The following is a 21,067-nucleotide window of genomic DNA, read 5'->3' on the forward strand; positions in this document are numbered from 1 at the left end:
AAGGGGTCTCCTTTCAGAGCGCACGGATGCGGTCGATGACCGAGCGCAGGGTCTGGACGTCCGGCCGCTGCCGTTGCCACAGTGATTCGTGCACCATGACATGCCCGTTGTCGAGGAGGTCGGACAGCAGGATACGCAGGACCCCCAACGGCAGGCGAGTGCGGGAGGCCAGTTCCGCGACCGACACCGGGGCCGCGCACGAGCGCAGGATCGAGTGGTGCTCGGGTTCCAGTTCGCTGTCGGACTCCATCATGGGGACCGCGACGACCTGGGAGGTCATGGCGAGGTCGGAGCGGGAGGGGCGGGTGCGGCCGCCGGTGAGCGAGTAGGGGCGGATGAGGCGGCCGCCGCCGTCGGGATGGCCGTCACCGGGTACCGCCATCAGGCGCCTTCGGCGGGCCGCTCGCGCACCATCGGGCGCCTGTGCCGGGGCAGCGCGGACAGGTGCGGGCCCACCTGGCGGACCAGCCGGTTGATCTCGTAGGCCACCAGGCCGACGTCGCAGGTGGCGTCGGCCACCAGACTCAGGCAGGCGCCGTGCCCGGCGGCGAGCACGAACAGGAAGACGTTGTCCATCTCCACCACGGTCTGGCGGACCTGGGAGGCGCCCAGTTGGCGGCTCGCGCCGCGGGCCAGGCTGGAGAAGCCCGAGGCGATCGCGCTGACGCGCTCGGCGCGGTCGCGGTCCATCCCCTTGGAGGCCGACAGCAGCAGTCCGTCCGCGGACAGCAGTACGGCCTCGCGCGCGCCCGCGACCCGGGCCACCAGGTCGGTCAGCAGCCAGTCCAGCTCGGAGGAGGCGGACTGGGAAGTGGTCGTCGGCTCTGTCATCGGGCCTCCGTGTTCTCGTGGTCGCTACTGTCTTCGGCTCGTCCGTGTCTGCTGCCCTGCTGGAAGGCGCTCATCATGTGCCGGATCTCCTCCAGAGGCCGGTCGGAGGCGGCCGGTTCCGGCGGGGGCGGCGCGGGGGACACCGGTTCGGGGCGGCCCTGTCCGCGCGAGCGCCTGCGGCGCGGCAGGCCCTTGTAGGTCGACGCGGGTCCGGCGGGAGCGGTGTGGCTCGGGGCGGGTTCGGCGGGGACGGGAGCCTCCAGCTCGGCCCGGACCGCGGGGGCGGGCGCGACAGCGGGCACGGGTTCGGTGCTGACAGCCTCAGGGGGGAGCACCACGATCGCCTGCGTCCCGTTGTAGGGGGAGGGGCGCAGCGTCACCGTGAACCCGTGCCGCCGGGCGATGGTGGCGACCACGATCAGGCCGAGCTGGGAGTCCTCGCGCATGTCGGCGAGGCTGAACCGGGGTGAGGAGCCCGTCAGCAGTTCGTTGGCCTCGGCGTAGTTCTCCGCGGGCATGCCCAGGCCCCGGTCCTCGATCTCCAGGGAGTAGTGGCCGTGCGCCAGGGCCTCCCCGCGGACCGTCACCGTGGTGGTGGGCGCCGAGAAGGCGGTGGCGTTCTCCAGGAGCTCGGCGAGCAGCCGGACGGTGTCCCCGGAGGCCTGGCCGGTGATCCGCGTGTCGGGCATCGGCAGCAGCTTGACGCGGGAGTAGTCCTCGATCTCGCTGGAGGCCGCGCGGACCGCGTGGGCCAGGGTCAGCGGCTCGCCGGCCCGCCGGGCCGGACGGTCGTCGGTCAGCAGCATCAGGTTCTCGGCGTTGCGCCGCATCTGCGTGCTGAGGTGGTCGATCCGGAACAACGACTCCAGCGCGGCGGGATCGGTCTCGGACTGCTCCAGGGTGTCCAGCAGGCTGAGCTGGCGGTGCACGAGGGTCTGGGCGCGCCGCGCGATGTTGCGGAAGACGTTGCGCACGCCCTCGCGCAGCCGGGCCTCCTGCGCGGCCGAGTCCACGGCGGCCCGCTGGGCGATGTTGAACGCCTCGGCGACCTGGCCGATCTCGTCGCGCACGCTCACCGGGATCGGCGGCGCGGCGGTGTCGACGTCCACCCGTTCACCCGCCCGCAGCCGCGCGGTGACCGACGGCAGCCGGGTGTGCGCGTAGTCCAGGGTGGCCTCGCGCAGCGCGCCCAGGCGCCGGTCGAGTCCGCGCACCACCCGCGAGGTGAACACCATGGAGCCCACCACCACGGCCAGCGCGAGGGCGCTGATCGCGGTGACGCCGAGCCTCAGTTCGGTGACCGAGGCCCGGCTCTGGTCGAGGATCGCGGCGGTGCGGTTCTCCTCGACCTCCTGGAAGGCCAGGTCCAGGGACTCCTTGGCGGCCTCCCACGCGTCGCCGTCGATGGGGATCCCGGTGTCGGTGGCGCCGCTGCTGACCACGTCGTTCTCCATCGCCCGCACGGTGCGGAAGAACGTGGACTCGGTGGCCTCCTCGTAGACCGCGAGCTCGGCGTCGCCGAGCTCGGGCGCGATCTGGTCGTAGAGGTAGCGCTGGGCGCCGACCGCGTGGGTGAAGTCGATGTGGTCGGTGATGGAGAAGGCGCCCGCGACCGTGGAGTAGGCCAGCAGCGCGTCCTCCTGCGCCAGGAGCTCGCGCGCCCGGAACAGGGAGGTGAGGCTGCGCGCCTGGTGGGCCTGGTCGGGGGCGACCAGCTTCTCCTGCACGTCCCACAGCCGCAGCCCGGCCTCCACGGCCTCGTCGTAGGCGGCCGCCCCGCCGGAGCGGATGGGGATGGCGGAGTCCAGCGAGGCGCGGTGCAGCGGCAGGATCTCCAGCGTCGTGGTGAACCGCTCGACGCGGTCGCGCGTCTGCCGGGGCAGGTCGGACAGCTCGGCCTCGCCGAACCGGGCGGTGAACGCCCCGGCCGTCACGTCGGTCCGGGCGCGGGACCGCTCCATCTCCGAGCGCGCGGCGGGGTCGTCGTCGTCCGCGATGTACTCCATCGTGGAGCGTCGCTCCGCCTGCAGGTCGGAGATGATCTCCAGGACCGGGACGCCGACGTCCTCGGTGAAGGAGGCGCCCTGGCGCAGGACCAGGATGTCGTTCCCCAGCACGCTGGTGATGGCGATCCACAGGGCGAGCAGGGCGCTGCTCGGGATGAGTGCCAGCGCCAGGAGGCGCGCGCGAATGGAGTGGCGCTGCTCTTTGGTCATGGACTCGCTCTATGTGTCAGGCGCGGGGGGATGGGGGTGGAGGACGCGCGGGTGCGGCCGGTGCGTCCTCCCAGAACGGCTGGTGTCCGCCTGAGTTTCCTGAGCTAACCGCTCCTGGGCCGATATGGCAAGTCCGGAAAGGGAGGTGCGTCACTACTTCGTGTGACACGGGCGACTTCCCGGCTGCGATTTGGGGGCTTTCCTCGTCGGATGTCGTTTTCGTTCCGCCGGTCGTTCCGGGTTCCCCAAGCTGTTGCCAAAACGCGATCATGGTCGGTGGTGGTGAGGGAAACCGGCGGCGGTCAGTGGTTCTGTTCCGGTGTGGACTTCTGGCCGGGGAGGGGCCGCGGTCTCCGGCTGCGCGGAACGATGGAGTGGTGAGCGCCGTGCGAAACCGACCCGAACACCCTGACCGCCGCCGCGCGGCCTTCGCCGCCGTGCTCGGCGGCCTCCTCCTGCCCGCCGCGTGCGGGGCTCCCCCCGCGCCCCCGGGGGTCGACGCGGACCGCGGCGACGCCGCGACCGCGACCTCCGCCGAGGTCCTGGGCGGCATGGACGCGCTCATCGAGGCGGCCCAGGCCGAGGGCGAGCTCAACGTCGTCACGCCGCAGCCCGACCGGGTCGACTACGGCGAGATGATCTCCGCCTTCGAGGACAAGTACGACATCAAGGTGAATCCGGCCTCGCCGGACGACTCCGGTCAGGAGGGGAGCGACGCCGTCGGGCAGGACGCCGGGGCCGACCGCGCCCCGGACGTCTTCGACCTCGGCCAGGCCGTCGCGCCGGCCGACGCCGACGAGCGCTTCGCCGCCTACAGGGTGGAGACCTGGGACGACATCGCCGACGACATCAAGCATCCTGACGGCAGGTACGTCGGCGGCTACACCGGCTTCATGTCCATCGGCTACGACGCCGGCGAGGTGCCCGCGCCCACCGGTGTCGGGGACCTGCTCGGCGGGGACTACCGGGGCAAGGTCGCCCTCAACGGCGACCCGACGCGGGCCGGGGCCGCTTTCTCGGGCGTGGTGATGGCGGCGCTGGGCAACGGCGGCGGCGCCGACGACGTCGAGCCCGGCGTGGACTTCTTCGCCGAGCTCGACGACGCCGGGAACCTCCTGCCCGTGGACCCGACCCCGGCGACCATCGCCTCCGGCGAGACCCCCGTTGTCATCGACTGGGACCACGCCAACGCCCGGCAGGCCGCGGAACTGGAGGGCGAGGTCGACTGGCGGGTGGTCGTCCCCGAGGGCGCGGTCGTCAGCTCCTACTGCCATCAGGCGATCGACAAGGACGCCCCGCACCCGGCGGCGGCCCGGCTGTGGCAGGAGTTCGTGTTCTCCGACGAGGGGCAGGGGATCTACCTCGACGGCTTCGCCCGCCCGGCCCGCGCCCGCGCGATGGAGGCCGCGGGGACCATCGACGCCGAGGCGCTCGCGGCGCTGCCCGAGGCCGAGGGCGAGCCCGTCGCGCTGACCGGCGGGCAGCGCGCCGCCGCCGACAGGTACCTGGCCGAGAACTGGGCGGACGCCGTCTCCTGACGAGGGGGCCCACCCGGTCGGTCCCCGCTCGCGACCGGGTGGGCCCCGCTCCCGGGGTCAGGCGTCTCTGCGGGACAGGGACCACAGGGCGGCGCCGAGGGACAGCGCGAGCCAGGCGGCGACCACCGCGGCGGCGGGCCAGGGGTCCATGTGCGTGGGCGAGGCGGCGGCCGTCGTCCCCACGACGTTGCCCACCGCGGTCCCCGGCGTGTAGCGCACGACGTTCTCCCGGACCCAGTCCGGGAGCAGCGCGCCGATGATCGCCGGGAGCCACATCACCGCGATGGCGGTGGTGATCGCGGCGGCGGTGCCGCGCAGCAGGAAGCCCAGGGCCAGGGCCGTCAGCGGGAAGACCGGCAGGGTCGCGGCCTGGAGCAGGACCTTGCGCAGCACCCCGTCGTCGCCCAGGCCCACCGTCGCCATGCCGTACGCGTCCAGGACCGCCTGGGAGGCGAGGAAGGCCGCGAGGACGACCACGAGCCCCGCCGCCAGGACGACGCCGCTCAGAACCGCGGCCTTGGCCGCCAGCGGCCGCCAGCGGCGCGGTCCCACACCGAGGGTGAGGCGGATCAGGCCGGTCGCGTACTCTCCGGCGGAGAAGCCCCCGGCGAGCACGACGAACACGATCACGGCGAGGTCCGGACCGATCTGGGCCATGGCCAGGGCCTGCGCCGCCGGGTCGACGCCCGCGGGGATCTCCTCCTCGCCTCCCACGCCCACGGCCAGGCTGATCAGGGCGCTCATCCCCGCGCCGATCAGGACCGACAGCGCGAGCACGACGTACGTCGAACGCAGTGACCAGAGCTTGGTCCACTCCGCGCGCAGGGCCGCGCCCAGGCCGGGCGCGGACGAGGAGGCGCGGGCGGCGCGCTCGCGGGGAGCGGCGGTGGCGGTGGCGGTGGTCATGACGGGCTCCCCTGGGTGGCGTGCTGTCCGGATCGGTGTTCGACGCTGTCGGAGGTCAGCTCCATGAAGGCGGCCTCCAGGCTGGTGCGCCGGGGGGTGAGTTCGCGCAGCGGGATGCGGCGGGCGAGGGCGATCTCGCCGATGCGCGCGGCGTCCAGCCCGCCCACCAGGAGCGTCCCGTTCTCGGCGGCCCTGACGGAGGCGTGCTCGCCGGTCAGCGCCGAGGCCAGGGCCTCGATGTGCGGGGAGGCCACCAGCACCTCGCCCGAGTCGCCGCGCGCGGTGAGCTCGGCCATGCCCACGTCCGCGATCAGCCGGCCGCGTCCGATGACGAGCACGTGGTCGGCGGTGGCCTGCATCTCGTTCATCAGGTGGCTGGAGACGAGGACGGTGCGCCCCTGGGCCGCGAGGTCCCTCATCAGGCCGCGGATCCACAGGATGCCCTCGGGGTCCAGGCCGTTGACGGGCTCGTCCAGGAGCAGCACCCGCGGGTCGCCCAGCAGGGCCGCGGCGATGCCCAGGCGCTGGCGCATGCCGAGCGAGAAGCCGCCCACCCGCCTGCCCGCGACGGCGGAGAGGCCGACCAGGTCGAGCACCTCGTCCACGCGGCGCGGGCGCACCCCGCCGCCGTGCGCGAGCCAGAGCAGGTGGGAGCGGGCGGTGCGCCCCGGGTGCGCGGCCCCGGGGTCCAGCAGCGCGCCGATCTCCTGGATCGGCGCGGGCAGGTCGCGGTAGCGGCGGCCGTTCACCGTGGCCGTGCCGGAGGTGGGGGCGTCCAGGCCCAGGATCATGCGCATGGTCGTGCTCTTGCCCGCGCCGTTGGGACCGAGGAACCCCGTGACGACGCCGGGGGCGACGTCGAAGGAGAGCCGGTCCACGGCGAGGGTCCCGCCGTAGCTCTTGGTGAGTCCGCGTACTCGGATCATCGTTCCGCCTTCCGCTCGGGGTTTTAAAAAGTGATATCACAATGCTAGTGTCGAGTCATCACTTCAAGAGCGAAGGGAACGACGGATGAACGACAGGACCGCCACCGCGACCGGGGTCGAGATGCCCGCCCCCAAGGTGCGCGAGAGGACCGCCGACGGCCGGTCCGGGCTGGTGATGTTCGGCGTGGCAGTGGTGCTGGTGCTGGTCGGGGTCGCCCTGGCCGTGTGGGGGATCTCCACCGGTGAGGGGGCGCTGCTCGCGGTCGGCCTCGTGGCGGGCGGGCTGATCGCCCTGCTGGGGCTCTTCCTCTGCCTCGGGCTGACGGTCGTGGCCCCCAACGAGGCGCGGGTGGTGCAGTTCCTGGGCCGCTACACCGGCACGGTCCGCACCGACGGCCTGCGCTGGGTCAACCCCATCAGCACCCGGAGCCCCGTCTCCACCCGCATCCGCAACCACGAGACCAGCGTCATGAAGGTCAACGACGCGGGCGGCAGCCCGATCGAGATCGCCGCCGTCGTGGTCTGGCAGGTCCAGGACACCGCCCGCGCGGTGTTCGAGGTGGACGACTTCGTGCAGTTCGTCAGCATCCAGACCGAGGCCGCCGTGCGGCACATCGCGAACAACTACCCGTACGACAACCACGAGGCCGAGGGCGGGCTGTCGCTGCGCGACAACGCCGACGAGATCACCGAGAAGCTGTCCGCGGAGATCGCCGACCGCGTGGAGTCGGCGGGGGTCAGGATCATCGAGTCGCGGCTGACCCACCTGGCCTACGCCTCGGAGATCGCCCAGGCGATGCTGCAGCGCCAGCAGGCGGGCGCGATCGTCGCGGCGCGCCAGCGCATCGTCGAGGGCGCGGTGGGCATGGTGGACCTGGCGCTGAACCGGCTGGCGGAGGAGGACGTGGTGGAACTGGACGAGGAGCGGAAGGCCGCGATGGTGAGCAACCTGCTGGTCGTCCTGTGCGCCGACCGGGCCACCCAGCCGGTCGTCAACACGGGATCGCTCTACTCCTGAGGTGTCCCCGGTTTGAGTGAGCGCAAGAAGATCCTGCTCCGTCTGGACCCGGCCGTGCACGACGCGCTCGCCCACTGGGCCGGCGACGAGCTGCGCAGCACCAACGCGCAGATCGAGTTCCTGCTGCGCAAAGCCCTGGCCGACGCCGGACGGATGCCGAAGAGGACCGGGGCCATTCCCCGGCGGGGCCGCCCGCGCAAGCGGCCCCCCGAGGAACCGGAGCCTCCCGACGAGAAGACCGACTGACCACGAGGGGCCGCGGCGACCGCCGCGGCCCCCACGCCGTGGCGCCCGCGTCCCCGCCCCGGAGGCCGCCTACCCGGCCGCCGTCCAGTCGACCTCGTCGCGGAGCCGCTTCTTCAGCAGCTTCCCGGCGGCGTTGCGCGGCAGCTCGGCGGCGGTGACCCGGATGCGGGCGGGGATCTTGAAGGAGGCCAGCCGGCCCGAGAGGAAGTCGCGCAGCTCGGGCGCCGTCACCGACGCGCCCGGGAGCGGCCGGACCACGGCGCCGACCTCCTCGCCCAGCACCTCGTGGGCCACGCCGACCACCGCGACGTCGGCGACAGCGGGGTGCTCGTGGACCGCGGCCTCGACCTCGGCGCAGTACACGTTCTCCCCGCCCCGCAGGATCATGTCCTTGACGCGGTCCACGATGTACAGGAAGCCCTCCTCGTCGAGGCGGCCCAGGTCTCCGGTGCGCAGCCAGCCGTCGGTGAAGGTCGCGGCGGTCGCCTCGGGGCGCCTCCAGTAGCCGTGCACGACCCCGGGGCCGCTGATCCAGATCTCGCCGACCCGGCCGGGCGGCAGTTCCGAGCCGTCCGGGCCGGCGATCCTGACGTCCACCACCGGGACGGGGACGCCGACGCTGTCGGGGCGGCTCAGATAGTCGGGGCCGTAGTTGACGGCCGCGATCGCCGAGCACTCGGTCAGCCCGTAGCCCGCGCCCAGAAGCGCCTGGTCCAGTTTGCGGCCGTCGCGCGCCCGCGCCACCAGGGCCGGGGCGGCGGGAGCGCCCCCGCTGCCCAGGGAGGCCAGGCTGGACAGGTCGCGCTCGGCGAAGCCGGGGGAGGCCAGCATCTGGGACAGCATCGTGGGCACGCCGGTCACCGCCGTGACACGCTCGCGTTCGATCAGGTCCAAGGCGGCCTCGGCGTCCCAGCGGTGCATCAGGACCAGGGTGCCGCCCGAGTCCAGCGCGGGCAGCATCACGGTCTGCGCGCCGGTGGCGTGGAACAGCGGGACCACGCACAGCACCACCGGGGGCGGCGCGTCGAAGGTCAGGGCGAGGGAGTCCCCGAGGTCGAAGCCCACCCGCAGCAGGGTGCGCGCCTTCGTGAACGCCGTGGAGGTGATGTTGCTGATCAGGTTGCGGTGCGAGCCCAGCGCGCCCTTGGGCAGGCCGGTGGTGCCGGATGTGTAGAAGAGTGTGGCGGGGTCGTCGGGGGCCGGGTCCGCCTCCGGCGGGACCGCGTCCGCCGCGACCTCGCCCAGCACCTCGTCCCAGGCGCGCGCGCCCTCGGGGAGCGCGCCCGTGTGCCGCACCGCGATCACGGAGGGCCGCACGTCCGTCAGGAGGCCGTCGAGCCGGTCCAGTCGTTCGCTGTCGGCCACCAGCACGGCCGCGCCGCTGTCGCGGATCACGAACTCCAGTTCGGGACCGGTGAACCAGGAGTTCAGGGGGACCGCGATCGCGCCGATGCCGGTGACGGCGAAGAACGCGATCACCCATTCGGGGTAGTTGCGCATGGCGAGGGCGACCCGGTCGCCCTCGGCCACGCCGTAGTCCTCGCGCAGACGGCGGGCCAGGGTGGCGGTCCGGCGGAAGTAGTCGGCGTGCGAGATCCGCTCGTCGCCGAAGACGATCGCGGGGTGGTCGCCGCGCTCGGCGCTGCCGAGCAGGAGCGCGCGCAGGCTGGGGCGGGCGTCGGCCCAGACGCGGGTCGGAACGCCGTTGACCTCGATCCGCGCCATTTCGAACCGGGACCCCGAGTACAGCAGTTGCGCGGTGGCCGCGGCCATCGACCGCAGCGGGGGAGGAGGCGTCGGGGACCCGCTGGCGCTCATCGGCAGCTCCGATTCTCTCGGGGCGGCCGGAACGCGGACGCCCTGCGATCGACGATGCCGCGACTGTACAAGACCGACCGGTCGGTAGACCAGGTTTCCAGTGACAATCGTCACAGGGGCGGGTGTCCGTGGCGCCGGTTCCCCGTCGACGGACGACCACGCCCCGGCCCGCCCGCCGGCGGCGGTCCGGGGCCGCGCGGACGCCGCGCGGCCCCGGACCGTCATCAGGGGGCGGGGGCGGTGAGGGGGAGCCGGACCTGGAAGCGGGTGTCGCCGGGTTCGGACACGACCCGCAGGTCGCCGCCGTGGCGGCCGGCCACGATGCGATAGGAGATGTCCAGTCCCAGGCCGGTCCCCCTGCCGACCTGCTTGGTGGTGAAGAACGGCTCGAAGATCCGGTCGCGCAGCTCCTCGGGGACCCCCGGACCGGTGTCGCCGATCTCGACCAGCGCGGTGTCGTGCTCGCGGGCCGTGCGCACGGTCAGCGTGCCGGAGCCGTCCATCGCGTCCAGGGCGTTGTGGACCAGGTTGGTCCACACCTGGTTGAGCTCCCCGCCGTAGGCGGGGAGCGGCGGCAGGTCCGGGTCGTACTCGGTGACCACGCCGACGTCCGGCGGGATCCTGCCCCGGAGCATGGCGAGTGTGCTGTCCAGCAGCTCCCGCACGTCCACGTTCCGGTTCGGGGCCCGGTCCATCTGCGAGTACTGCTTGGCGGAGGCCAGCAGCGAGGAGATCCGCTCGGTCGCGTCGGTCACCTCGTCCAGCATCTGCGCGATCTCCGTGGCCTCGGCGAACCAGCGCAGCGCCGCCCCCAGGTGCTCGTCGCCCACCGAGGCGCGGACGGTCTCCAGGGTGCCGAGCCCGAACCCGGCGCCCACCAGGGCCGGCGCGATCTCCCAGCCCTCCCCGACCCCGAGTCCGTCCAACGCGTCCGACAGCTCGTCCTCGGCGTCGGAGACCTCCAGCGGGGACCTGTGCGGGGCACCGCCCGTGTTCCGCGCGCAGCTCTCCTGGACCTCCACCAGGGCCGACACCCGGTCCGGGGGGATTCCCGCCGCCGCCAGCTCGGCCAGCCGCCGCCCGGAGGAGCCGACCCGCTCGCGCAGCTCGCCCACGGCCCGCACCGCCGCGGCGGCGGGGTTGTTGAGCTCGTGGGTGAGCCCGGCGGTGATCGTGCCGAACGCGGTCAGGCGCTGGCGCCGGTCGATCAGCTCGCGCTGCGCGATCCCGCCGATCCGCAGCCCGTCCAGCAGGTGCACCGCCATCGGGAACCACTCGGCCATGGTCCGGCCGAACTCCCGGGCGGGGAACGCGAGCAGCGTCGAGGGCCGGACCGCGCGCAGGGAGTGGGGGTAGCTGTCGGGGGCGCGTTCGCCCAGGTAGGCGGAGATCGCCCCGGCGTAGACGCCCGGCTGGGAGGTGGGCTCCATCGAGACCGTTCCGGTGGTGGTCTCGACCAGCAGCACGACCTCGCCCTCGACGAGCACGTAGAAGCGCTCGGCCGGGTCGCCCTGGCGGACCACGGTCTCGTCCGCGCCGAAGGAGAGCTCCTCGCCGTGGTGGGCCAGCCACTCCAGCCGGTCGTCGTCGAGCTTCTCGAAGAGGAACAGTCCGCGCAGGTCGTCCGCTGCGATCACGTCTTCTCCAGGTACCGGTGGACCAGGGACACGGCCATCGCCCCCTCGCCGACGGCGGAGGCGACCCGCTTGATGGACTCGGCGCGCACGTCCCCGGCCGCGAAGACGCCGGGAACGCTCGTCTCCAGGAAGTACGGCTGGCGCCGCAGCGGCCAGTCGCGGGGGCGCTCCCCGGTGGCCAGCAGGTCGGGGCCGGTGACGACGAAGCCCCTCGCGTCGCGTTCGACCGCGTCGCCGAGCCAGTCGGTGCGGGGCTGGGCGCCGATGAAGACGAACAGCCACTCGGCGTCGACCGTGCGCGCGCCCTCGGGGCCTTCGAGCGTCAGCCGCTCCAGGTGGTCGCCGCCCTCCCCGGCGGTGACCCGGGTCCGCGTGTGCACCTCGATGTTCGCGATCCCGGCGATCTGCTCGACCAGGTAGTGCGACATGGACTTGCCCAGGTCGTCGCCCCTGACCAGCAGGTGCACCCGGCTGGCGTAGCCGGACAGGTGCACCGCGGCCTGCCCCGCCGAGTTGGCCGCGCCGACGATGTAGACGTCGGTGCCCTTGCACGACGGCGCCTCGGTCAGGGCCGCGCCGTAGAAGACGCCGCGGCCGGTGAACTCGTCGAGGCCGGGGGCGTCGAGCCGCCGGTAGGTGACGCCGGTCGCCAGGATCACCGCGTGCGCCGCGATGCTCCCGCCGTCGGAGAACCCCACCACCCTGCCCTGCCCCCTGGCCTCCAGGCTCGTCACCGTCCGGGCGGTGAGCAGTTCCGCGCCGAACTTCAGCGCCTGCCTGCGCGCGCGGTCGGCGAGCTGGCCGCCGGAGACCCCGTCGGGGAAGCCCAGGTAGTTCTCGATGCGCGAGCTCTGGCCCGCCTGGCCGCCCGAGGCGTGCTGCTCCACCAGGACCGTGCGCAGCCCCTCGGAGGCGCCGTACACGGCGGCGCCCAGCCCGCCGGGGCCGCCGCCGATGACGACGAGGTCGTAGAAGTCGGTCGCGGGGGTGGTGGACAGGCCGACGGCGGTGGCGAGCTCGGCGTCGCCGGGCGCCGACAGCGTGGTGCCGTCGGCGGTGACCACCAGCGGCAGCGCGGGCCCGGGCCCGCCCAGGGCCGCGATCAGCTGCGCGCCCTCGGGCTCCTCGTCGAGCAGCCACCGGTACGGCACGTGGTTGCGGGCGAGGAAGTCGCGTACCCGGTAGGAGGGGGACGACCAGCGGGCGCCGACCACCCGCAGCTCGGGACGCTCCAGCCGCTCGGCGCGCTGCCAGGAGTCCAGCTGCGCGTCGATCACCGGGTAGAACTTCTCCTCCGGCGGGTCCCACGGCTTGAGCAGGTAGTGGTCGAGGTCGATGACGTTGATCGCCCGGATGGCCGCGTCGGTGTCCGCGTAGGCGGTGAGGAGTATCCGCCGCGCGTACGGGTACAGGTCCATGGCCTGCTCGAGAAACTCCACGCCGTTCATCTGCGGCATGCGGTAGTCGGCGAGGACCGCCGCCACGTCGTCCCCGCGCAGCCGCATCTCGCGGACCGCCTCGATACCCTGCGCCGGCGACTCGGCGCGCACGATCCGGTACGAGTGGCCGTACCGGCGTCGAAGGTCGCGCGCCACCCCGCGGGAGACCCCGGGGTCGTCGTCCACCGTCACGATGACAGGTTTGTCCATGCCGTCGCTTCCCCGTCGTGTCCGCCGGGAGTCTTCCCCGGTTTGCCGCCCCAGCCTGTCATACTTTGCCCTGGGGGAGAGTGGATCGCCGTCCCCGGCCCGGAAGGGCCGGCCCGATCCGCCCCGCCGCCCCGGACCGGTCGCCCCGGCCCGGGCCCGCACTCGTCACGAAAGGCGCGCCTTGTCGATTCTCCAGCCGGGAACGAAGCGCATCCGGCTCAGTGTCCCCGCCGACTCGGTCTTCGACATCGTCCGCGACCTGGACGGGGCCTCCGCGGAGGTCGCCGAGACCAGGCACCGCTACCGCTACCTGAGGGACGACGTCTCGGTGGACTTCGAGGCCACGGGCGGAACCGTCGATGACGGCGGCAAGGCCGTCGAGGTCTTCCAGGCGGTCCGCGTCAACGGCTGACGAGACGTCCGCGGGGGAGGGGCCGGAGGCGGGGAGCGCCAAGGCTCCCCCCGCGAGATGAGAAGGTAGATCCATTGGCTTCCTGGGCGGCCGTCGTTATCGCGCCTGCCGGGAGGGGCGCGAACCGTCCTCCCGGCTTCAGTCTCCTGTGTCCGGTCCGGGGGAGTCGACCGTGCTGAGCGGGTAGCCGCGCACGGGATGCGGGTTCGCGCCCGCTATGGGGAGGGACGACCGCTGTCGGCGGAGTGAGTCCCGTGCGCGTTCGTCCAGTAGCAAGGAGCCGGAATCATGACCGAGAACACCGTCGAGGGCGCAGTGGAGAACACCGCCCCGGAGACACCCGAAGCCACGGCCGAGACCACGCCTGAGACCACGGCCGAGGACACCACCACCTTCGCCGACCTGGAGCTCCGCCCCGAGCTGCTGCGCGCGCTGTCGGCCCTGGGCTACGAGGAGCCCACGGCGATCCAGCGCGAGGCGATCCCGCCCCTGCTCGCCGGGAACGACCTGCTGGGGATGGCCGCGACGGGGACGGGCAAGACCGCCGCGTTCGCGCTCCCGATCCTGCAGGGCCTGCCCTCCGGGCGCGGGGGCGTCAACCCCTCGGCGCTGGTGCTCGTGCCGACCCGCGAGCTGGCGCTGCAGGTCTCCGAGGCCGTGCACCGCTACGGCCGTGACCTGGGCGCGCGCGTGCTGCCGATCTACGGCGGCCAGCCCATCGGCCGCCAGCTGCGGGCGCTCGAGCGCGGGGTCGACGTCGTGGTCGCCACCCCCGGCCGCGCGCTCGACCACATGGGGCGCGGCACGCTCGTCCTGGACGACCTGCGGATGGTCGTGCTGGACGAGGCCGACGAGATGCTCGACATGGGCTTCGCCGAGGACATCGAGGCGATCGTCGAGGAGACCCCCGAGGAGCGCCAGATGGTGCTCTTCTCCGCGACGATGCCCGACCGGATCAACGGGATCGCCCGCCGGCACCTGCGCGACCCGATCCGGGTCCGCATCGCGCGCGAGGCCCCGGCCCCGGGCGAGGCGCCGAAGGTGCGCCAGAGCGCGTACGTGGTCGCGAGGCCGCACAAGCCCGCCGCGCTGGGCCGGGTGCTGGACGTGGAGGCGCCGTCCGCCGCGCTGGTGTTCTGCCGGACCCGCGAGGAGGTCGACCAGCTGACGGAGACCCTGAACGCGCGCGGCTACCGGGCCGAGGCGCTGCACGGCGGCATGAGCCAGGAGCAGCGCGACCGCGTGATGGGGAGGATGCGCAACGGCACCGCGGACCTGCTGGTGGCCACGGACGTGGCGGCGCGCGGCCTCGACCTGGAGCAGCTCAGCCACGTGGTCAACTACAACGTGCCCTCGGCGACGGAGTCGTACGTGCACCGGATCGGCCGGGTCGGCCGGGCCGGTCGCGAGGGCGTGGCGATCACCCTGGTGGAGCCGCGCGAGCACCGGATGCTCAAGACGATCAGGCGCGAGACCAAGGGCCAGATCACGGTCGAGAAGCTGCCGACCGTCGCCGACCTGCGCACCCGGCGGCTGGAGATGACGCGCGCGGCCCTGTACGAGAACCTCGTGGAGGACGACCTCGAGCGCTTCCGCGCCGTGGTCGAGCCCCTCACCGACGAGTACGACGTCATGGAGATCGCGCTGGCCGCGGTGAAGCTGGCGCACGAGGCCAGCGGCGCGGCGGCGGACGAGGAGCAGGAGATCCCGGAGATCACCGTGCGCCCCGAGCGAGGCGGGCGGGACGGCCGGGACACCCGCGGACGCCAGGGCGGCGTCGGACGCGGGGAGCGCGGAGAACGCGGCGACCGTCGCGGCCGCGGCCCCGCGGGCGGCATGACCCGCCTGTTCGTGGGCGTCGGGCGCAACTCCAGGGTCCGTCCCCAGGACCTGGTCGGCGCGATCGCGGGGGAGTCCCCGCTGAGCGGCCGCGAGATCGGCGCGATCGAGATCGCCGACCGCTTCTCCCTGGTCGAGGTGCCCGAGAACGCGGCCGACGACGTGATCGACGCCCTCAAGGGCAGCACCATCAAGGGCAAGCGCGCGGTGGTCCGCCGGGAGCGCTACTAGGGAGTTGCCGGCGCGGGGGTGGTTCGGCGTGCCGGTGCTTCGGGTGGATCTTTCGGCCGCACGTCACGTGGATCGCGAGATCACGGCGGGCGGCGACGGCGGGTGCGGGTCGGGGCCGCGCCCATGATGTCCGTCGCGTGAGGGTTTCGTTGACGGTCGTGGGCTTTCCGCCCTTCCCGGCCCCGAAACGGGCAGAAACCCCACGACCGTCAACAAGACCACTGGTGTCCGAATCACCCCCGCACCGGAGCTTCCCTAGCGCGGCTCCGGGGCGGGGGTGATTCGGGCTCTGTCGGAGCAGGGTCTACTCGGGACCTGTTACGGCAGGCGGCGACGGCGGGGGGAGGTCAGGGCCGCGCCCATGATGTCCGTCGCGTGAGGGTTTCGTTGACGGTCTTGGGCTTTCTGCCCGTTTCGGGGCCGGGAAGGGCGGAAAGCCCGTGATCATTTCGAGCGAGGGCGGGACCGGCCCTCGAATGTCCGGTGATCTTGCTGTTTCCCCCCGAAGTCAAGGTTCTCGGGGGGAAACAGCAAGATCACTAACGGAAACCACGCGAAACGGACACCGTGGGCGCGGCCCCGACCCCCACCCACCGTCGCCGCCCGCCGTGACCCCGCGATCCGCGTGACAGGAGGCCGAAAGGCCACCGAAGCACCGGCACGCCGAACCACCCCCGCGCCCGAGACTCCCTAGCGCGGCTCCGGGGCGGGGGTGTTTCGGAGCCGAACCACCGCCTGCGGTGGAAACCCCCTGGTGTCCCGGGTCCGGAGCCCCGGGTCAGGTGTCCTGGGGGGCCGAGGGCAGGACGATGGTGAAGGCGCTGCCGGCGCCCGGTGTGCTGACCGCCAAGGCGTGCCCGCCGTGCAGTTCGGCGATGTGGCGCACGATCGCCAGGCCCAGGCCGCTTCCGCCGGTGCGGCGGCTGCGGGACTTGTCGGCCCGCCAGAACCGGTCGAAGAGCCGCGGCAGGTGTTCCGGGGCGATGCCCTCCCCGGTGTCCTCGACCTCGATCGCGGCCAGATCGCCCCGCTGGAACGCGCGCACGGTGACGCGGCCTCCCTCGGGGGTGTGCCGCAGCGCGTTGGAGACCAGGTTCCCGACCGCCTGGCGCAGCCGCGCGGGGTCGGCCGTCAGGACCAGGTCCCCTTCGACCCGGCCCGTGAGGTCGATCCCGGCGGCGCCCGCGCCCGTGCGGTGCCCCTCGACCACCTGGGCGACGATGTCGCGCAGGTCGACGGGCTCGGGGTGCAGCCGCAGCTCGCCCGCGTCGGCCTGGGCCAGGTCCTGGAGGTCGTCGATGAGGCGCTGTAGCAGCAGGGCCTCGCCGATGAGGGTGGCCCGGCGCTCGTGGTCGAGGTCGGCGAGCCCGTCCTGGGCGGCCTCCAGCCAGGACCGGATGTTGGCCAGCGGGGTGCGCAACTCGTGGGAGATGTCGCTGATCATGTCCTTGCGCTGGCGCTCCAGATCGCCCAGATGGCGCGACATGTCGTTGAAGGCCTGGGCCAGCCGCCCGATCTCCCCCCGGTCCGACACCCTGACCCCGGCGGGGTCCTGGCCGGCGCGCACGCGTTGGACCGCGTCGGTGAGGGTGCGCAGTGGGCGGGTGAGCCGCGTGGACAGCAGCACGCTCGCCCCCACGGCCAGCGCCAGGACCACCGCGACGAGCCCGATGATCCGCACCAGGCCCTCCCGGGACAGGGCCAGGCCCGACTCGGCGGCGCCGTCCGTGGGGTCGCTGATGAACAGCAGCACCGCCGAGGCGGTGTACGGGGCGAGCAGCTCGTGCCGCGCCGCCTCCACGCACACCCCGTCCGCGGGGCGGCCGGACGGATCGCTCATGGCGCTGTCGGACGGCCCGGTCAGGGCGAAGACGTCGCCGAGGACCGGGGGCCGGTGCTCGGCGTCGCGTTCCAGCGCGCATGCCGACGCGAGCTCGCCGAGTTCGGCCAGGGCCGCCTCCTCCGTCCCGGTCGGCGTGTTCAGGAGGGACGCCGAGCCGGAGTCGGGGGCGGGCGTCGGTTCGGCCGGGGGGACCGGACCGGGGGCACCGGTCGAGGCGGGGGACGGGAAGGCGAAGTAGGGGTCCTCCTCGATCCACCAGCAGTAGTGGTCCGAGGAGGGCTCCGAGGCGCCGGAGGCGGGCCGCAGCGCGGGGCGGCCGCTGGGGCCGACGTCCACCTCCATCTCCCAGCCGTCGTTCCCGAAGCACTCGGCCTGCGTCCGGGCCAGCCCCAGGAGCTCGGTCCTCTCGGCCTCGGGCAGCGCGAAGGGCCCCACCGCGCGGGCGTCGATCCGGTCGGGGGCGGAGTCGGGCACCAGGGTCACGTCCACCGCCATCGGGTCGACCACGGAGGAGGCCCGGCCGCGCGGCGCCGGGGCGTCGGGGTCGGAGTCCACGACCAGGACCCGGTCCTGCGTGGTGAGGGTGATGCGGCGCCCGGTCTCGGCCGCGAGGTCGCCGACGAGGCCGTCCACCCCCTCCCAGTCGGGGTGGGTCGCGGCGTATCCGAGCAGCGCGTCGTAGATGCGGGTGTCGTCGGCCAGGGTCTGGCCCTGCTCGGTGCGGATCGCCCCGGAGGTGCCCTGCACCGCGACCCAGGCGGTGGCCGTCACCGAGCAGATCGTGACCAGGATGTAGCTGGTCAGCACGCGCACGGACAGCCGGTGGCGCAGCCGCGGGCCCTCCGAGGCCGGGGAGTGCCCGCGCCTACGGGACACGGCCGTCCCCCGCGTCCACCAGCTTGTAGCCGATCCCGTAGACGGTGAGCAGGCGCACCGGCCGCCTCGGGGCGGGCTCGAGTTTGCGGCGCAGGTTCTTGACGTGCACGTCGATGCTGCGTTCGGTCGTGTAGGGGGCGGTCCCGTGCACGCGTTCGAGCAGCTGGGCGCGGGTGAACGCCCGGCCGGGCTCGGCGGCCATGGCCTCCAGCAGCTGGAACTCCACCGGGGTGCACTCCACGGGGTCCCCCCCGACCTCCACCACGTGCCTGACGGGGTCGACGGCGACCGCGCCGACCCGCAGCACCCGCTCGTCCGCCCGCTGCACGCGCCGCACGCGGCGCAGCAGCGTCCGCACGCGCGCCATCAGCTCCCGGGGGCTGTAGGGCTTGGTCATGTAGTCGTCGGCGCCCAGGTCCAGGCCGGCCAGCAGGTCGGACTCGGTCGAGCGCGCGGTCAGCATCAGGACGGCGACGTCGGACTCGGCGCGCAGGACCCGGCACACCTCCAGGCCGTCCGCCCCGGGCATCATCACGTCCAGGACCAGGAGGTCGGGGCGGTGGTCGCGGGCCCGGGTGATGGCGGACGTCCCGTCGTGCACGACGAGCACCGAGTGCCCTTCGTGCTCCAGGTAGCGCCGGATCACCTCCGCCTGCATGGCGTCGTCCTCGGCGACCAGAACATGTGCGCACATGGGGGTTCCCGACTCTTTCCGTAGCACGGTCGCCCCGCTCGGGGCGGGGCGCGGGACCGATCGTACGCGCGCCCGGGGGCGTCGGACGTTCCGGAGCGAAAGCGACACGGCATCCTCACGGCATGCTCTCGGGTTCTTCACATCTCTCGGGCACAATCCCTGCCATACCGAAGGAGACGGCGGCCGCGCGGTACCGTCCGCGCCTCCCGCCTCCTCCTTCGCGTCGGCCTCCGGCGCCGGTTCCCACCGTGTGCGCCGCCGAGCCTCCGCACACCCTCCGCCCCGGATTGGACCCCCATGCCACGCCACGCCCTCGCACGCCTCGAAGCCCCCGCGCTCCCGCCGGTCACGGTGCTCGCGCGGACCGCCGCAGGGGTGATCCTGGCCCTCGCGCTGACGGCGTGCGGGGGAGGGGAGCCCTCCTCGGACGCCGCTGACCAGGGCGGGGGCCAGGACGGCGCGGAGGAGGCCACGGCCGACAGCGGGGCCACGGCGGTGATCGCCACGGTGACCGGCGACGGCGTCGACGTGTACGAGGAGAAGGACGGCGCGAAGCTCACCACGCTGGCCAGCCCCAACGAGTACGGGGCGGACCGGACGTTCCTGGTCGCGGAGAAGGACGGGGAGTGGCTGAACGTGCTCCTGCCGGTCCGGCCCAACGGCAGCACCGGGTGGGTGCGGGAGTCCGACGTCGAGCTCTCCCGGACCGACCGGCGCATGGAGGTCGACCTGGCCGAGCACGTCTTCACCGTCTACAAGGGCGACGAGGTCGAACGGGAGGGCGAGATCGGCACCGGCAGGGACGAGACGCCGACGCCCCCGGGGACGTACTACTTCACCGAGCTCGTCGAGCCCGCCGAGGACGACAGCCCCTACGGCGCCTACGCCTACGGGCTGAGCGGGTTCTCCCCGACCTTGGAGACCTTCGCGGGCGGGCCCGGCCAGCTCGCCGTGCACGGCACCAACGCGAACGACGACCTGGGCACCCAGGTCAGCCACGGGTGCGTGCGCGTCAGCAACGACGACATCACCTGGATCGCCGAGAACCTCGCGCTGGGGACGCCCGTCATCATCGGCTGACCCGGCGCCACCGGACTTCCGCGCCTCCTGCGAGCGCGCGGGGAACGCCCGGCCGGTGGAGCCACCGGCGGGCGGGGTGGGGGGCGCACGCCGCCCCACCAGCAGGACATGACATCGAAAGGCTGACAATGACGTTCAAGTCGATTCTCCTCAGCGGAGCGGCGGCCGCGCTGCTCGGCGGCCTGCTCGGCGTCGGGTTCACCGGCTCCGCGCTCGCCGACGAGGCGCCCGCCCCGGTGCCCGCCGAGGCCGACCCGACCGCCGGCCCCGACGGCACCGGGGCCGACCCGACCGCCGGCCCCGACGGCACCCCCCTGACCGTCGGCCCCGACGGCGCTCCCTTGGACCTCCCCACCCCGGCGCCCGCCGCCCCCATCGAGAGCGACCCCAGCTACACCGGCTGACCGGTCCTCCGGTAGCGGACGGAGGTGCCCGCTCCCCCGGGGGAGCGGGCACCTCCTCGCGTCTCAGGCCCTCGGCCTCATCCCGTCAGCGGCCCCGGCCGGGACCGCTGACGGGCTCACGAGGCGGCGTCCGGATCGGTCCACCCCGGGGTCACCGCGCTCACGCCGGTGCCCTCGATCTCGGGGTTGGAGCAGACGAGCTGGTCGGTACCCATGCCCTGATACGTCCCCTCGACGTCGGCCGCCAGGAGGACCTCGATCCCCGCGGCGTTGACGGGCTGGCAGACCTCGGGGTCGTAGTTGTCCGGGTTGGCGTGGTAGAGGGTGAACGTCGCCGTGTCCAGCGGCTCCAGGACGAACGACTCGCCCGGCTCCTCCCACTGGTACGCCCACGAACCCACCTGCTCGCCCTCCGGTCCGTCCACCCAGAGCAGGTCCAGCTGGCCGGGCATCAGGCACGGTCCGGCGCCGTCGTCGATCCGGAGCAGCGAGAACGTGACGGCCGTGGTCCCGGCGGCGGAGTCGCGGCCCTCCTCGATGATCTTGATGTCGCCCTTGCCGCAGTCGCGCACGTCGGTCGCGCCGGTCCCGTAGGTCTCGCCGGTCTCTCCGGTCGCGCCGGTCGCGCCGGTCTCGCCGGTCTCTCCGGTCGCGCCGGTCTCGTCGGTCGGGTCGGTCCAGCCGGTCGCGTCGGCCGAGGCGACCGGCGCGCCGAGCACCAGCGCGCAGAGGGCGCTTCCCGCAATGAGAACGGTTCGGGTGGGTGTGTTCATGGGGCCTGTCTCCCTTGCTTGGCTTGCTCGGTAGGACGCGGGGAGGGCGGAGGAAGTTTTGGGGACCTGAGGCCCGAACGCCGTTCGGATATGGTCGTGGTCGCAGGTCAACCCGGTGATCGTGCTTTCC

18 protein-coding genes are annotated in these 21,067 nt (G+C 73.5%); 7 read left to right on the forward strand and 11 right to left on the reverse strand.

Going from position 1 to position 21,067, the window contains the following annotated elements; translation table 11 throughout:
• Positions 1-13: 13 nt before the first annotated feature.
• Genes EV190_RS08580 through EV190_RS08590 form a run of 3 tightly spaced genes read right to left on the reverse strand, consistent with a single transcriptional unit; the run spans position 14 to position 3,047 of the window.
• On the reverse strand, positions 14-382 hold the full coding sequence (locus EV190_RS08580) for a DUF742 domain-containing protein (RefSeq protein WP_133740932.1): 369 nt from the start codon (positions 380-382) through the stop codon (positions 14-16).
• Positions 382-831: a roadblock/LC7 domain-containing protein gene (locus tag EV190_RS08585; protein ID WP_133740933.1), complete on the reverse strand. Its 450-nt coding sequence runs from the start codon at positions 829-831 to the stop codon at positions 382-384. The genes EV190_RS08580 and EV190_RS08585 overlap by 1 nt, the downstream gene beginning before the upstream one ends.
• Complete coding sequence (locus EV190_RS08590) at positions 828-3,047, reverse strand: sensor histidine kinase (protein ID WP_133740934.1); 2,220 nt, start codon at positions 3,045-3,047, stop codon at positions 828-830. Before EV190_RS08590 ends, EV190_RS08585 begins: the two co-directional genes overlap by 4 nt.
• A 386-nt stretch (positions 3,048-3,433) precedes the next feature.
• Here EV190_RS08590 and EV190_RS08595 point away from each other — a divergent pair, with 386 nt between their 5' ends.
• Positions 3,434-4,585: an ABC transporter substrate-binding protein gene (locus EV190_RS08595; protein ID WP_208113111.1), complete on the forward strand. Its 1,152-nt coding sequence runs from the start codon at positions 3,434-3,436 to the stop codon at positions 4,583-4,585.
• A gap of 57 nt (positions 4,586-4,642) precedes the next feature.
• On the opposite strand, the gene EV190_RS08600 is transcribed toward EV190_RS08595, so the two are convergent.
• Both EV190_RS08600 and EV190_RS08605 read right to left on the reverse strand, forming a co-directional pair.
• Positions 4,643-5,491, reverse strand: coding sequence for a hypothetical protein (locus EV190_RS08600; protein WP_243742442.1), 849 nt, complete (start codon positions 5,489-5,491; stop codon positions 4,643-4,645).
• Positions 5,488-6,417, reverse strand: coding sequence for an ABC transporter ATP-binding protein (locus EV190_RS08605; RefSeq protein WP_133740936.1), 930 nt, complete (start codon positions 6,415-6,417; stop codon positions 5,488-5,490). Before EV190_RS08605 ends, EV190_RS08600 begins: the two co-directional genes overlap by 4 nt.
• 85 nt (positions 6,418-6,502) lie before the next feature.
• Here EV190_RS08605 and EV190_RS08610 point away from each other — a divergent pair, with 85 nt between their 5' ends.
• Both EV190_RS08610 and EV190_RS08615 read left to right on the forward strand, forming a co-directional pair.
• Complete coding sequence (locus EV190_RS08610) at positions 6,503-7,435, forward strand: SPFH domain-containing protein (RefSeq protein WP_133740937.1); 933 nt, start codon at positions 6,503-6,505, stop codon at positions 7,433-7,435.
• A gap of 12 nt (positions 7,436-7,447) precedes the next feature.
• Positions 7,448-7,681 (forward strand): hypothetical protein, encoded by a 234-nt coding sequence (locus tag EV190_RS08615; protein WP_133740938.1) that lies wholly within the window; start codon positions 7,448-7,450, stop codon positions 7,679-7,681.
• A 69-nt stretch (positions 7,682-7,750) separates the two neighbouring features.
• On the opposite strand, the gene EV190_RS08620 is transcribed toward EV190_RS08615, so the two are convergent.
• From EV190_RS08620 to EV190_RS08630, 3 genes are all read right to left on the reverse strand, one after another.
• On the reverse strand, positions 7,751-9,499 hold the full coding sequence (locus tag EV190_RS08620) for a class I adenylate-forming enzyme family protein (RefSeq protein WP_133740939.1): 1,749 nt from the start codon (positions 9,497-9,499) through the stop codon (positions 7,751-7,753).
• A gap of 224 nt (positions 9,500-9,723) precedes the next feature.
• On the reverse strand, positions 9,724-11,136 hold the full coding sequence (locus EV190_RS08625; RefSeq protein ID WP_133740940.1) for an ATP-binding protein: 1,413 nt from the start codon (positions 11,134-11,136) through the stop codon (positions 9,724-9,726).
• Positions 11,133-12,785 (reverse strand): FAD-dependent oxidoreductase, encoded by a 1,653-nt coding sequence (locus EV190_RS08630; protein ID WP_133740941.1) that lies wholly within the window; start codon positions 12,783-12,785, stop codon positions 11,133-11,135. Before EV190_RS08630 ends, EV190_RS08625 begins: the two co-directional genes overlap by 4 nt.
• A gap of 181 nt (positions 12,786-12,966) precedes the next feature.
• Between EV190_RS08630 and EV190_RS08635 the strand changes: the two genes are divergently transcribed.
• Complete coding sequence (locus EV190_RS08635; RefSeq protein WP_133740942.1) at positions 12,967-13,197, forward strand: hypothetical protein; 231 nt, start codon at positions 12,967-12,969, stop codon at positions 13,195-13,197.
• 288 nt (positions 13,198-13,485) lie between these two features.
• The gene (locus EV190_RS08640; RefSeq protein WP_133740943.1) at positions 13,486-15,267 is read left to right on the forward strand and encodes a DEAD/DEAH box helicase; all 1,782 of its coding nucleotides are present in this window, start codon (positions 13,486-13,488) and stop codon (positions 15,265-15,267) included.
• Between the two features lie 778 nt (positions 15,268-16,045).
• Here the strand turns inward: EV190_RS08640 and EV190_RS08645 are convergent.
• Together EV190_RS08645 and EV190_RS08650 are read right to left on the reverse strand one after the other, a co-directional pair.
• Positions 16,046-17,986: a sensor histidine kinase gene (locus tag EV190_RS08645; RefSeq protein ID WP_243742443.1), complete on the reverse strand. Its 1,941-nt coding sequence runs from the start codon at positions 17,984-17,986 to the stop codon at positions 16,046-16,048.
• Entirely contained in the window at positions 17,976-18,680 is a 705-nt protein-coding gene (locus tag EV190_RS08650; protein ID WP_133740944.1) for a response regulator transcription factor, read from the reverse strand. Before EV190_RS08650 ends, EV190_RS08645 begins: the two co-directional genes overlap by 11 nt.
• Before the next feature lie 297 nt (positions 18,681-18,977).
• Here EV190_RS08650 and EV190_RS08655 point away from each other — a divergent pair, with 297 nt between their 5' ends.
• Together EV190_RS08655 and EV190_RS08660 are read left to right on the forward strand one after the other, a co-directional pair.
• Positions 18,978-19,760 carry a L,D-transpeptidase gene (locus tag EV190_RS08655; protein WP_133740945.1) on the forward strand — a complete coding sequence of 261 codons (783 nt, stop codon included), beginning with the start codon at positions 18,978-18,980 and terminating at the stop codon, positions 19,758-19,760.
• A gap of 128 nt (positions 19,761-19,888) precedes the next feature.
• Positions 19,889-20,164 (forward strand): hypothetical protein, encoded by a 276-nt coding sequence (locus tag EV190_RS08660; protein WP_133740946.1) that lies wholly within the window; start codon positions 19,889-19,891, stop codon positions 20,162-20,164.
• 116 nt (positions 20,165-20,280) lie between these two features.
• Here EV190_RS08660 and EV190_RS08665 read toward each other — a convergent pair whose 3' ends face one another.
• On the reverse strand, positions 20,281-20,937 hold the full coding sequence (locus EV190_RS08665) for a hypothetical protein (protein ID WP_133740947.1): 657 nt from the start codon (positions 20,935-20,937) through the stop codon (positions 20,281-20,283).
• Positions 20,938-21,067: the final 130 nt, after the last annotated feature.

The organism is Actinorugispora endophytica (assembly GCF_004363075.1).
GTDB lineage: Bacteria > Actinomycetota > Actinomycetes > Streptosporangiales > Streptosporangiaceae > Actinorugispora > Actinorugispora endophytica.